General features: G+C 39.3%; 11 protein-coding genes. 9 read left to right on the top strand and 2 right to left on the bottom strand.

Translation table 11 applies throughout. The annotated features are described in order from the left end of the window. The first annotated feature begins 115 nt into the window (after window positions 1–115). The 9 genes from FLK20_RS21200 to FLK20_RS21160 all read left to right on the top strand — a co-directional run bounded on the left by FLK20_RS21200 (window position 116) and on the right by FLK20_RS21160 (window position 11,600). Window positions 116–1,540 (top strand): glycoside hydrolase family 32 protein, encoded by a 1,425-nt coding sequence (locus tag FLK20_RS21200; protein WP_152658590.1) that lies wholly within the window; start codon window positions 116–118, stop codon window positions 1,538–1,540. A 63-nt stretch (window positions 1,541–1,603) separates the two neighbouring features. Beyond that, on the top strand, window positions 1,604–2,851 hold the full coding sequence (locus FLK20_RS21195) for an oligosaccharide MFS transporter (protein ID WP_152658589.1): 1,248 nt from the start codon (window positions 1,604–1,606) through the stop codon (window positions 2,849–2,851). 276 nt (window positions 2,852–3,127) lie between these two features. Further along, window positions 3,128–5,035, top strand: a complete 1,908-nt coding sequence (locus FLK20_RS21190) for a beta-N-acetylhexosaminidase (protein ID WP_152658588.1) — start codon at window positions 3,128–3,130, stop codon at window positions 5,033–5,035. 45 nt (window positions 5,036–5,080) lie between these two features. Further along, window positions 5,081–6,094, top strand: a complete 1,014-nt coding sequence (locus FLK20_RS21185; RefSeq protein WP_152658587.1) for a lactonase family protein — start codon at window positions 5,081–5,083, stop codon at window positions 6,092–6,094. 325 nt (window positions 6,095–6,419) lie between these two features. Further along, window positions 6,420–8,033: an extracellular solute-binding protein gene (locus FLK20_RS21180; protein ID WP_370453229.1), complete on the top strand. Its 1,614-nt coding sequence runs from the start codon at window positions 6,420–6,422 to the stop codon at window positions 8,031–8,033. Between the two features lie 177 nt (window positions 8,034–8,210). Further along, entirely contained in the window at window positions 8,211–9,146 is a 936-nt protein-coding gene (locus FLK20_RS21175) for an ABC transporter permease (protein WP_152658585.1), read from the top strand. 18 nt (window positions 9,147–9,164) lie between these two features. Next, window positions 9,165–10,061 carry a carbohydrate ABC transporter permease gene (locus tag FLK20_RS21170; protein ID WP_152658584.1) on the top strand — a complete coding sequence of 299 codons (897 nt, stop codon included), beginning with the start codon at window positions 9,165–9,167 and terminating at the stop codon, window positions 10,059–10,061. Window positions 10,062–10,089: 28 nt separating this feature from the next. Continuing rightward, window positions 10,090–10,704, top strand: a complete 615-nt coding sequence (locus FLK20_RS21165; protein ID WP_152658583.1) for a YesL family protein — start codon at window positions 10,090–10,092, stop codon at window positions 10,702–10,704. Window positions 10,705–10,886: 182 nt separating this feature from the next. Next, the gene (locus FLK20_RS21160) at window positions 10,887–11,600 is read left to right on the top strand and encodes a GntR family transcriptional regulator (RefSeq protein WP_227995254.1); all 714 of its coding nucleotides are present in this window, start codon (window positions 10,887–10,889) and stop codon (window positions 11,598–11,600) included. A gap of 88 nt (window positions 11,601–11,688) precedes the next feature. Here the strand turns inward: FLK20_RS21160 and FLK20_RS21155 are convergent, their stop codons facing one another. Then, window positions 11,689–12,051: a DUF488 domain-containing protein gene (locus tag FLK20_RS21155; protein ID WP_152658582.1), complete on the bottom strand. Its 363-nt coding sequence runs from the start codon at window positions 12,049–12,051 to the stop codon at window positions 11,689–11,691. Between the two features lie 110 nt (window positions 12,052–12,161). Beyond that, a partial coding sequence (locus FLK20_RS21150; protein WP_152658581.1) for a processed acidic surface protein occupies window positions 12,162–13,565 on the bottom strand: 1,404 nt, incomplete at its 5' end.

Below are 13,565 nucleotides of genomic sequence, written 5' to 3'. Positions count from 1 at the left end.
GTCAACCGGTTGACACAACTATGAGAATATTAGATAATAGTACATATACATAACTGATACCGTTTTCTATGGTTTTCATTAAACATAAAATAATTTCAAAGAGAGGGAGATTTCAATGTTATATCAAGAAAAACATCGTCCGCAGCTTCATTTCACACCAAAGGAAAACTGGATTAATGACCCGAATGGACTCGTTTACTATGAGGGAGAGTATCATTTATTTTACCAGCGTAATCCGCATTCCAATGATCATGCAGATATGCACTGGGGTCACGCAACAAGCACGGATCTGTATCATTGGGAAGAGCATGGTATTGCGTTAGCTCCAGATGAATTGGGAACGATTTTCTCAGGCTCAGCAGTAGTCGATAAAAATAATACGAGCGGCTTGTTTGAAAGCGCTTCTGGTGGTCTGGTTGCTATCTTCACCCATGATGGGGAGAGCCAGCAGCAAAGTATTGCCTACAGTGAAGATAAAGGAAGAACATGGATAAAGTATGAAGGAAATCCAGTTATTCCAAATACAAAAATAAAAGATTTTCGTGATCCAAAGGTTTCCTGGCATGAAGACAGTAAAAAGTGGGTGATGGCGTTAGCCTGCGGAGATCATATTCAGTTTTATAACTCACCAAATCTTATTGATTGGACGTACCTCTCCTCATTTGGCAAAGAATACCCTTCCCATATTGGCGTTTGGGAGTGTCCGGATCTTCTTTATTTACCAGTAGAAGGCAGTTCCAAAAAAGAATGGGTTCTGATTGTAAGTATTAATGCGGACGGACCTAATGGCGGTTCAGCAGTTTACTACTTTACGGGAAGCTTCGATGGTAAAGTGTTTCATCCGAATGAAAAACCGGAAGATGCATTAAAATGGGCAGATGCAGGAAAAGATTTTTATGCAGCAGTCAGCTGGGATAATACAGAAGATACGTACTGGATCGGCTGGATGAGTAATTGGCAATATGCAGGGGTTATGCCTGTGTCACCATGGCGCAGTGCTATGAGCCTGGCACGGAAGATATCGTTATATGAAAAAGACGGAAATCTTTTATTAAAGCAGACGCCTGTTATTGCAGACAATCGTAAAGAAGCAGCTTCTTATCAGGATGTAACCATTCAACCAGATACAGCAGAAAGCTATGCGATTAGTGATACGGCTCAGATAGATTTACGGATTTCAGAAGCATCCAGCAGCACAAAATGGGGTGTGAAATTTGTTACCGATCAAGAAGAGGTATTCCAATTAGCAATTGATACACAGGAAAACACATACACGTTCTATCGCACAGAAGGAATGATTGATTTTTCAGAGGAGTTCCCGGAAGAGATAAAAGGCACCTTGAATGGATTGGATGTTCAGAACCTGACAGCAATTGTTGACAGATCCTCTGTTGAGTTATTTTTAAACAACGGATTAACTGTATCAACGAACCTGATTTATCCACAAGGAACAGTGACACAGCTGGAAGTATTTGCAGTAAATGATGTATTGCAGATAGATAATGTATCCTGGACACAGCTAAAGTCTATTTGGAATTAATGATTAATGGGTGGAGGGGGTTCTGCTCCCTCCGCGTCATCTGAAAGAAAGGATTTAATAAACATGGATTTTTTAAAGAATAACAAGTACTGGTTCTCGTCTGGATATCTATTTTTCTTCTTTATTACCTGGTCTATCTGGTGGTCTTTTTATGCAATTTGGCTGAATAACAGCCTTGAACTGACTGGTGCGCAAGTAGGAACGATTTATTCGTTCAACTCATTTTTTTCTTTATTCTTTATGATCCTTTATGGATATATGCAGGATAAATTAGGTACGAAGAAAAATCTTGTCTGGTTACAGAGTGTGGTACTGGTTTTTATCGCACCATTCGTCATTTATGTATATGAACCGCTGCTTTTAAATAATTTTTACCTGGGAGCAGCTCTCGGAGCCATTTATTTAGGCGCAGGTTTTATCGCTGGCGCAGGATTTTTGGAATCCTTTACAGAAAAGCTCAGCCGTAAATATGATTTTGAATTTGGTAAAGCACGTATGTGGGGATCGCTTGGCTATGCCGTTGCTGCAATTGGTGCAGGGGCGCTGATGAGCATTAACCCGCACATAAATTTCTGGATTGCATCAGGGACAGGGATTATCTTCCTTTTAATTAATGTATTTTTTAAGGTGGAAGTTTCCAAAACAGAAGAAAAAAGTGTATCCAATATATCTATGAAGGATATCCGCTTCCTATTTTCAAATAAGATATTCTGGTTTTTAATTATTTACCTGTTTGGTACAGTCTGTATTTATACAGTGTACGATCAGCAGCTTTTCCCGGTTTACTTTGTAAGCCTATTCTCGGAGAGCGGCGCAGATGGAAATACGGTCTATGGAATCCTTAATTCTATACAAGTATTTGTGGAAGCTATTTTCCTATTTTTAGCACCATTTATCGTCAATAAAGTTGGAATTAAGCGTTCTCTTGTATTGGCAGGAGGTATCATGGCGTTCCGTATTATCGGTTCAGCAATGGTAACAGGCGGATTTGGTATTTCATTTATGAAAATGCTTCATGCAGTAGAATTACCGATCTTATTGATTGCAGTGTTTAAATATATTGCTGCGAACTTTGATGTACGGCTTTCTGCAACCGTTTATCTAATCGGGTTTAAGGTATCGAGTGAAATCGGAGTTATTGTCTTTTCTGCATTAGTCGGCTGGATTTATGACCAGACCAGCTATGAGACAACATTTTATATTTTGGGTGCGATTGTAGTACTCTTTGTTATTTTCTCGATCTTTGCACTCAATAACAATAATAACGAACAAAAATTAGATGAGCATGAATTTGCGATGGCAAAAGATTAAAATAAAAAGCGATGAACTGTTTATTTACGCAGTTCACCGCTTTTATTTTTTAGCCAATTTTAAGATGAAGATGCTTATAAAAGAAAAAATATTAAACATTTTTGTGGAAAAAGAAGGAGTTTACGAATAAAAGGCGAATTTAATTACTTGGAAGGGTTTTCAAAAACAAAAGAATCATTTACATGCTGTTCTCTTGGAAGAACTTTTTTTATAAAACAATACATTATAACGTTATGATTTAAGGGAACAGCATATATTAAGAAGGGGTGAAGACATTTGGATATTCTGTTTAAGGGCGATGTGGAGAACCTGCGCTCGGGAATTGAGGAATTGCAGGAGGCTTATGGATTTACTGTAGCGGAAAAAGGAGCTGCAGTACTGACGGGCAAGCAGGATAAGCTTGTCAAAGGGTTAATGGTAGAGTTTGATGAGGAAACTGGAACGATTACCTATCAGCAGCCATGTCATTTTTTCAGGGCACTTGGTCTGCTTTTAGAGCAATTAAACAAAGGAGATAAGCAGATTCATATTCAAGAGACCATGCAGTTTTCCAGTATAGGCCCCATGTTTGATTTATCGCGTAATATGACAATGAAGCTGTCCACTTTAAAGGATTTTATCCGGAAATTAGCGGTGATGGGTCATAATTCGGCCATGCTGTATATGGAGGATACATATGAAGTCGAAGGAGAACCATATTTTGGTTATATGCGCGGACGCTATAGTGAAAAAGAACTGCGGGAGCTGGATGATTATGCAAATCAATTTGGGATTGAGCTGATTCCTTGTATCCAGACATTGGCGCATTTAGAGGAATTTCTAAAATGGGATGCAGCTTATAAATATAAGGATACACGCGGGGCACTGTTATTAGAGAGTGACGATACGTATGATTTGCTGGACCGGATGATTGCAGCAGCAACAAGGCCTTTCCGGAGCAGCCGCATTCATATCGGCATGGATGAAGCAGAAGAGGTAGGACGTGGAAGATATTTAAATATCAATGGCTTTAAAGAACGCTTTGATTTAATGAAGGCCCATCTGGATAAGATTGTTGAAATAACAGATAAATATCATCTGCATGCCGTGATGTGGAGTGATATGTTTTTAAAGCTGGCTTCTGAAACAGGGGACCGCTATGACAAAACGACAGACTTACCGGAGTATATTGTTAATCAGCTGCCGGATAATGTGCAGTATATGTACTGGCAATACGCTCAAGCAGATAAGGAGCACTATAAACGGATGCTGCAGCAATTGAAGCGTTTTGGCAGTACACCGGCATTTGCCGGCGGAATGTGGGTATGGAATACCTTTGCCCCGAATTATCAAATTTCCCTGACTGCCAGTGAACCGGCACTTACTGTCTGTAAGCAGGAGGGCATTGAAGATGTGTTTGTGACGCTTTGGGGAGATGACGGCTATGAAAACAATGTGTACAATGCTCTTTTTGGATTGCAATATTATGCTGAACATGCCTACCATGCAGAAATAGATATAAACCGTGTCAAGGAACGTGCACTGTTTTGTACGGGGGTTGATCCAGATGCACTCCTGGCATTAAATAAAATGGATCAGCCGCCGGGTGTGGACGAAGGAAATACACTGCAGACAAATCCTTCTAAATTTTTATTATGGCAGGATGTGCTGCTGGGCTTGTTTGATAAGCATGTTGAAAATCATGATGTCGGGATTTTTTATGAGCAGCTGGCAGAGGAGATTCAGCAGCATAATCAGCAGGCTCCGGATCGCTTTTTTGATGTGCAGGAAAAGCTTTGCCGGGTCCTTGCGAAAAAAGGAAATTTAGGTGTGGAATTGAAAACAGCTTATGATGCAGCGGATAAAGAAAAGCTGCAGGATATTGCCGAGGAAGTTATACCAGAAGTAATAGAGCGGGTGAAGGCACTGCAGGCAGCTCATCGAAAGCAATGGCTGTCATTAAATAAACCTTTTGGCTGGGAAGTAATGGATATCCGCTATGGAGGGGTATTACAGCGGTTAGATACAGCTTGCATACGAATTAATGATTATGTAAAGGGCAATGTGGATAAAATTGATGAGCTGGAGCAAGAGAGATTGTATTTTTCTCCAAATGTAGAGGAATCCAGCGGTTTAGGCTGGTGCAGCTATTATTACCGGATGGCTTCACCTAATGTATTCTTTCATGTGTTGCCGATTTATTAATCAGCCGGGAATGAGCTGTGAGAATTTCAGTAAGGAGGAGAGCGGATGGATAAGCAGTATACAGAAGTACTTGTTGGCTGTTACGGGGAGGAGGATTCGGCATGTATTCACTGGTTAAAAATAGATGCCGGATCTGGTGATATTGAACGCCTGGGAAAACAAGATGGAATCATTAATCCATCCTTTTTAGCAAAGCATCCGGTGAAAAATTACGTGTATGCTGTCAGTGAGACAGAGGCCGGAGAAGTTGTTTGCTATGAAATAGACTATGAAAATCATCGTCTGAAAGAAGAGAGCCGATTACCGACGCATGGCGGGCCATGCTATGCAGAGGTAAGTGCCTGTGGGAATTATTTATTCGTCAGCAATTATTCGAAAGCCGGTGCTGTTGTTTATGCACTGAATGAGATAGGCGGTTTGCAGGAGGAGGTGGAGCATATTGCTTTCACCTCTGAAGATAATCAAATCTCTCATATACACACAATCCGGCAAATTCCGGGCACTTCTTTTGTAATTATGACGGATATTGGCAGAAGTAAAATATATATCTATCAATGGGATGAAAATCAAAAACATCTGCTTCTATCCCAAAGCATGACGATACCGGAAAAAGCGGGACCAAGGCATATTGCTTTTCACCCTGATAAGCCGGTGCTGTATGTAGTCAATGAGTATCAATCAAGTGTATTTGTGTATCAGTATACTGATCGGGCAGCTTCCATGCAGTGTATTCAGGAAGTGGAAACAGTACATGAATGGAAGAATTATGGTGCAGAAATTCAATACGTCGCCGGCAAAGTGATTACCTCTAACAGAGGAGCAGATTCATTGACTCTTTTTCATGTGAGAGAAGGTGGCAGGCTTGAAAAAGAGATTTCTATTCCTGTAGAAGGAGAATGGCCCAGGCATTTTTGTAGTAACCAATCAATAAATAAGCAATTATTTGTTTGCAATCAGAATAGTGATAATATAACAGTGTTCAGACAAATGAATAATACATATTCAATGATAAGTGATACATTTCCTATTCAAAAACCTGTATGTATCGTTGGTATATAGCATTTATATTCCTTTTAGAATATGATATTTAGGAGAATACAGCAGTTTCTACAAAATAATACAAAAGAATATATTAATCATTATAATGTTATGTTGACACTTTAATGAAATAGTGATACTATTTTGAATAAGCAAAATAATACGCATCTCAGATGATTCATTTGATAAGGGAGTGGTAGATTAAAATAGTAAAATAAAGAAGGTATATCTGACTGTCAAAGGAACTTCTGCTAAAATTGCCCACACTGTGTGGCTGGGGTAGAAGCCACCGCATTGTGCGGAAGCTCGTCTTACATTTTTTCCTACTTAAAAGGGGGTCATTATGTTGAAGAAATTGTTTTTCTTAATAGCAACAATTACTTTTGTAAGCGCTTTATATGCGTGCAGCAATGGAGATGATGGCGGTAGTAATGAGGGAGAAGCAGCAAGCGGTGATAATGTCAACGCGACTGGCTTTCCGATTGTTGAAGAGGAATTAGAGCTTACTTTCTTTGCGAACAAGCCCGCACAAAATGAAAACAATGACTGGAATGATATTTTAATTTGGAATGAGTACAGAGATTTAACAAATGTTAATGTGAATTGGAATCTGGTCAGTCCGGATGCTTTAGAGGAAAATCGGAACTTGGCATTAGGAAGCGGTGACCTGCCGGATGCTTTCTTTTTAGCGCAGCTGACGAATACAGACTTATTACGATATGGTTCCCAGGGTTCTTTTTTAGCATTAAATGATTTAATTGATGAATATGCACCGAATTTAAAAGAACTCATGGAAAATGATCCGACCATTGAAAAAGCAATTACTTTCCCGGATGGCAATATGTATTCTATGCCAGCATTAATTGAAGAGGATTTTCTTTCTTTACGGCTTAGTGCAAGACCTTGGATTAATGAAGATTGGCTGGAAGAGCTGGATATGGATATTCCGGAAACAACAGGTGAATTCTATGAATATTTAAAAGCGGTAAAAGAGCTTGATCCAGCAGGAAATGGAAATACGATTCCTTATGGCGGAACAGCAATTGTAGAGCTGGTTCAATGGCTGTCCGGATCATTTGGAGTGATGAATCATGGTCCATCAAATACCAATCTGGACCTAGATCCAAATGACGATTCCAAAGTCCGTTACTATGCAACAACAGATGAATATAGAGATATGCTGGAATATATTAATATGCTTTATGAAGAAGGGTTAATTGATCAAAGTATTTTCACAATTGAATGGGGACAATTCCTTGCCAATGCATCAGATAATCTATATGGAAGTATGATTTTCTATGATCCGATTGAATTATTCGGTGAAGAAGTTGGTTCACAATATAATAGTCTGGCAGCATTAGAAGGTCCTAATGGGTATCAGTCTTATAATAAGCTGTCATCCTCTGTATGGGATCCTTCCAACCTGGTTATTTCGAGTGATAACCCGAATCCGGAGGCAACTGTACGCTGGATGGATCACTTCTATGGTGATGAAGGTGCAGAGCTTTACTACATGGGAGTAGAAGGAGAAACGTTTGAAGTAGAAGATGGAGAAGCTGTTTATAGTGATCATATTTTAAATCCGGAAGGTGATATGACATTTGAACAAGCAATTGCCCAGGATTTAACATGGCTTGGTTCCATCAGCGGTATTATTAAAGAAGATTACTTCCAAGGCGGTGAAACAGCACCACAATCATTGGCAGCTGCTGAAAAAATTGCACCACAGGTAATTGATGAGGTGTGGCCAAGATTTACTTTCACAGAAGAAGAAAACCGTATTCTGCAATCAACAGGTGAGGATATTAACAAGTATGTAGAAGAAATGCGCGACAAATTTATTACAGGCGATGAAGATTTAGATGGCTGGGATAACTATGTCCAGACGATTGAGCAGATGGGAATGGAAGAATTGCTGGAAGTTTACCAGGCTGCATATGATCGCTATCAATCAAATTAAAGTGTATGTTCCCAAAGGTTCGTTAACAGCGAGAGGGCAGTATATCTCATGCCCTCTCTTTTTTACAAGCCGGGTACTTTAACAGATTGATTACATAACTCATAAACATGGAGTTTTGCTGTGACAGCGCTTTATTTGTCAGAGCTGTTCCATAGGAAGAAGGAGGTCTACCGAAAGATGGCAAAGGATCAATCCATACAAAAGGGCAGAGGAGCCACTATCAAGAAGAATTTTCTGCGTAACTGGCAGCTTTACCTTTTCATGATGCCAGTCTTTTTGTACTTTTTTATATTTCATTATATACCGATGTACGGTGTGCAGATTGCCTTTAAGGATTATTATGCAACGCTTGGTATCTGGGGAAGTCAGTGGGTCGGGTTTGAGCATTTTGAACGTTTCTTCAGCTCCTATTACTTTTGGAGATTACTCAAAAATACCATTATTTTAAACCTATATATGCTTGTTCTGTTCCCATTACCAATTATTTTAGCTTTAGCATTTAATGAGCTTCGGAACGGTGCATTTAAAAAATGGACACAAACATTAACTTATGCGCCACATTTTATCTCTGTTGTTGTCGTTGTAGGAATGCTTGTAGCTTTTCTGGATCCCAATACAGGACTGATCAATCACTTATTAAGATTACTTGGCATGGATACAATCCCGTTTTTAACAAGCCCGGACTGGTTCCGCCATATCTTTGTATGGTCAGGCCAATGGCAGACATTGGGGTGGAGCACAATTATTTACCTTGCTGCACTGGCAGGAGTGAATCCAGAGCTGCACGAGGCTGCTAAGGTGGATGGTGCAACGAGGGTGCAGCGCATTTTACGTATTAATATCCCAAGTATTATGCCGACGATCGTCATTTTATTTATCTTAAATATAGGTAATTTCATGCAAATTGGTTTTGAAAAAGTTCTTTTAATGCAGAATACATTAAATTCGGAGACTTCCGATGTTATTCAAACGTTTGTGTATCAAACCGGTATTTTAGAGGGGCAGTATAGCTTTGCAGCAGCGGTAGGATTATTTGAATCAGCCATTAATATTGTATTGTTAATTACCGTGAACCAAATTGCACGAAAAGTTAGCGAGAACAGCTTATGGTAGTAGGGAGGGAGATGCATTATGTCAAGATTCAGTTTGTCGGATAAAGCCTTTGATCGACTCAATTTTCTATTCGTCCTGCTAATCACGTTAATCATTATTTATCCACTCATATTTGTAATTAGTGCGTCCATTAGTGATCCTCATGCCGTAAACACAGGGAGGATGTGGCTTTGGCCGGTAGATGTGACGTTCGAAGGTTTTCAACGCGTTTTTCAGAATGATGCGATTTGGACAGGGTATAAAAATACCATTCTTTACACAGCAGTCGGTGTCATTATTCATTTGTTTGTCCTCTTGCCAGCGTCGTATGCATTATCGCGGAAAGAATTAATGGGCAAGAAAGCCTGGCTTTGGTTTATCCTGTTTACAATGTTATTCAACGGCGGATTAATTCCTACGTATCTGGTAGTCCGTAACCTGCAAATGCTGGATACGATGTGGGCAATTGTAATACCGGGAGTGGTTGGTGCCTGGTCTATCCTGGTTGCGAGGACTTTCTTTCAGCAGACAATACCTGACCAGCTTGTGGAAGCAGCCAAAATTGATGGCGCCAGTGATATCTATTTATTTTTTAAGGTTGTTTTACCATTATCCATGCCCATCATAGCCGTAATGGCACTATTCCATGGTGTCGCATTATGGAATCAATATTTTAACGCTTTGATTTATCTACGGAGTGAAGATAAGTTCCCGCTCCAGCTCATATTGCGGCAGATTCTCATTCTAAATGAAGTAAGTGCAGACAGTGCATCCAGTGCCGCCGGGAGTGCTCAATCCTTTGCAGATCAAATTAAGACAGCATCTCTTGTGAAATATGCGGTTATTATCGTATCAGCACTGCCGCTGCTTATTGTATATCCATTCTTACAGCGCTTCTTTGTAAAAGGTGTATTGATAGGGTCCGTGAAGGAGTAGAAGTAAACAAAGTAAAGGAGAGATAATGATGGCAGAGGTAGCTCGTGGATATTATACATTTGCAATTTGGATAACGCGTTTTGCCTACTTGAATATACTATGGATTCTATTTGCAATAGCAGGTCTTCTTTTCTTTGGAGTCATGCCTGCGACTGTTGCGATGTTTGCTATTATCCGCAAGTGGCAGAGAGGAGAGGATGAGGTTCGGATTTTTGCAGCTTTTTGGGAAATTTATCGCCAGGAATTTTGGAAAGCAAACCGTATTGGTATGATTTTGTTTGCGCTTGGCTACTTGTTCTCGATTCAATTTCAAATTCTCGGGGCACAGACCGCATTAGTTTATCAGATGGCGCAATTTTCTATTGTTCTTGCTTTTGCTTTACTCGCTATATTTGTCGTTTATTTGTTTCCGGTGTATGTTCATTTTGAGCTGAAAACAAAAGAGTGCTTGAAGTGGCCGCTGATTGTTGCGATTGTACATCCGATACTCACTGTATTCTTACTGGCTTGTATCGGTTTAGCAGGTTATTTCATCTTTCATGCATTCCCGGCTGTGCTTTTCTTTTTCGGAGGCAGCCTTTCTGCTTACTTTATTACTTGGGGTGTATCCAAGACATTTTCCAAGTATGAAGCGGCTGTATAGGGATAGTATGTACAAAATAGATAAAAGAGGCAGCATTATTCATTATGAATGATAGAAGAAAAGGCGTATTTTCGGGTTGACTATAAAGTTCACTATGCGTATGATTGCTGGTACAATGAAAGAATAGAAAAAAATATATTGGGAATATGGCAGCTTTCAGCTTTGGATATAGAAGGGTAGAGATGACAATGAAGCTAAATTTAAGACAGGGATCTTTATACTTGCAGGTAAAGGATATATTGAAGGAAAGAATTATTAACGGTCAATATCCTAAAAATAGCTTAATTCCTTCCGAGCCGGAATTAGAAAAGGAATTCGAAGTAAGTAAAATTACAATTCGCCGGGCGGTGGAACAATTGGCTCAGGAAGGCTATGTGGAGAAAAGAAGCGGGATTGGTACGACTGTGCTGGCGAACCAGGCTGTTTCGAAGCTTTCCAAAGGACAGCGTTTTTCTGAATACCTGATTGGAGAAGGGCATCAATTAGGCAAACAGCTGATTGAGGTAACCAAAGTAGAGGATATTCTGCCTTCTATCAGTGATTTGGCTGGAGATGGTGCTTATTGTGTAGAACGCCTTTATACATTAAATGAGGAGCCGTATATCCACTTTAGACATTATATTCCATCCTCTATTTCCTTGCCGGATGATCCCAATGTATTTGTCAATTCATTATACGATATGCTCTATAAACAAGGGATTCGCTTTTTTCGGTTCAAGGATGAATTTAGTGTAGCCATTCCGGAACCAGCTATTGCAGAGATGCTGGAAATTGAGCTGCAGCCGTTATTACAGCGTGAACGTTTTTCGTATGATGAGCGGGACAAGCTGGTAGAATACTCAGTTGCTTATTATCGTACGGATCTTCATAAATATATTGTTAATTTTAATGTGTAGACAAAAGCGTACCTTGTTATGAACTGCACCCAGTCAAGTAGACAGGTACGCTTTTGCTGTTATTTAAGTCTGGATGGTACGAATATAATTATTTAGGCAGCCGGCTTTCCAGAACTTCCTTTAAAATAAGGGCGTGATTATGCTTTTTATCCTTGGCAGCATACAGTAAGATAAGCGGTTGTTGTTTTTGCAGCTCTTGCAGCTCCGCCAATTTCTTTAACTTCGCGTCATCATGAAGCAATTCTTTTTTATATGCTGCTTTAAAATCTGCAAATTTTTCAGGGTCATGGTTAAACCATTTTCGTAATGCCGATGTAGGGGTTATTTCTTTAGCCCAATCATCCAGCTCCGCCGCTTTTTTTGAAATTCCCCGCGGCCAGACTAAATCAACTAAAACACGATATCCCGGTTCGTCCGACTTTTCATAGATACGTTGCAGTATGATAGACAATGGGAATTCCGCCTTTCCAATCATTTATTCCTGTTTCAATATAGCATGTACATATTCAGAATTCTATTGATTGGTTTTAAGGTCTTGGAAAAGCTGAAAATGAATTGATATTATGCTGCATGCTTTCTTTTTCTTGTTAAGAACAGCAATACCCCGCCTGCAATAATAAATACGAGACCCCAAATACCTTTTTCAGCATAATTCGAAGCGGTATCAGGCAGCTTTTCTCCTTTTTCCGTTTCGGAAGCTGCTTGTGATATGATTTCAACTTCAGCAGCTTTTGGTGACACAGACTTAGTTGATGACACAGGCTTAAATGAAGCTTTGTTTTCCGCTGGAGCTTCTTTGTCGTTTCTTTCAATAACGATAGTTTCTGGTTTCTTGGAAGCTTCTTTTTGAATCGCATTTCCAGTATCTATAATTGTATCTGAATCTACTATTTCCCCGGAAATAATTAAATCGGCAAGAAAGTCTCCCTGAAGGTTATAAATATTTACCTTTAAATCGGCATTTTCAAGCTTTGTTAAGCTGAATAAGGCTTGCAGAGAGAGCGGTTCTTCTCCTTGATCTGTAACAAGTACAAATTCTACATGGAACTGGAAGATATCAATAAATTCTTGGAAAATAGACATTAATTCGGCAATTTGTCCAGGTGTTAGCTCTTTAGCTGTTTCAAAGTCAGAAAATGCCATCATCCGATCAGCTAAATGCAGCATTCTTTCAATGGATTCATCGCTGGTGATACCAGGAATATTTCGAATATGCTCTTCCAGACGAAGCAGCTCTTCCTCTGTTAAATCAAATTCCTGCATAAAAAAGCTTAAATCAAAGAAATCATCCTCTTCCCAAATGATTTCCTCATCTAAATCGTAGGATAAATCATCTAAGAAAACATAGTTATTGATGTCTAATCCATTATCAGAAACAAGCTGAAGCACATCTTCTTTATTCATCCCAAAATAAGGACCGACATTACTCAGGTCTCGATGGATTATTTCTCCTAAAAATCCAGATAATTCATCAACTGTTTTAAAATCATTTAAATGGCTTCCATAAAGAGCTAAGGAATTTTCAATATGATTTTGAGTGACTTGAAAACCGCGAATATTTGTTGCTTCTGCTAAGTAATCTGTCAGCTTTTGGTCAAAATCAGGATCTCTTGGTATGAGTGTGTATAAATAAAAATCTATTTCCATCTCGAGATCATCTAAGAAAATATAATCATCCAGGGTTTTCCCAAATTCAGCCAGGGTTGCTTCAAGTATTTCCCGGTCAATTTCATAATCATCATAAATTTGTTTTAAATTACTTCCATCTGCACGGATGACTTCTCCTAAGAAATCCTTTAATTCTTCAACGGTATCAAATTCCTCCAGGTAGAAGTCATAGAGAGACAGAGATAATTCAATATCTGTTTTTGTGATCGGAAAGCCGCGTTCTGTACTAATTTCCGTTAAATAAACCTCTAAATCTTTTTGGAAGCTGTTTGCTTGTGCACCGGCAGCTCCAGGTAA

Source organism: Oceanobacillus sp. CFH 90083, from assembly GCF_009389585.1.
GTDB lineage: Bacteria > Bacillota > Bacilli > Bacillales > Amphibacillaceae > Oceanobacillus.
The sequence above is the reverse complement of the archived record's forward strand: the minus strand, read 5'-3'. Positions and strand labels throughout refer to the sequence as shown.

What these genes read in the sequence shown, in the direction of transcription:
- FLK20_RS21185 (WP_152658587.1), top strand. Translation starts at nt 5,081, where the DNA reads ATGGATAAGCAGTATACAGAAGTACTTGTTGGCTGTTACGGGGAGGAG.
- FLK20_RS21165 (WP_152658583.1), top strand. Translation starts at nt 10,090, where the DNA reads ATGGCAGAGGTAGCTCGTGGATATTATACATTTGCAATTTGGATAACG.
- FLK20_RS21170 (WP_152658584.1), top strand. Translation starts at nt 9,165, where the DNA reads ATGTCAAGATTCAGTTTGTCGGATAAAGCCTTTGATCGACTCAATTTT.
- FLK20_RS21160 (WP_227995254.1), top strand. Translation starts at nt 10,887, where the DNA reads ATGACAATGAAGCTAAATTTAAGACAGGGATCTTTATACTTGCAGGTA.
- FLK20_RS21175 (WP_152658585.1), top strand. Translation starts at nt 8,211, where the DNA reads ATGGCAAAGGATCAATCCATACAAAAGGGCAGAGGAGCCACTATCAAG.
- FLK20_RS21195 (WP_152658589.1), top strand. Translation starts at nt 1,604, where the DNA reads ATGGATTTTTTAAAGAATAACAAGTACTGGTTCTCGTCTGGATATCTA.
- FLK20_RS21200 (WP_152658590.1), top strand. Translation starts at nt 116, where the DNA reads ATGTTATATCAAGAAAAACATCGTCCGCAGCTTCATTTCACACCAAAG.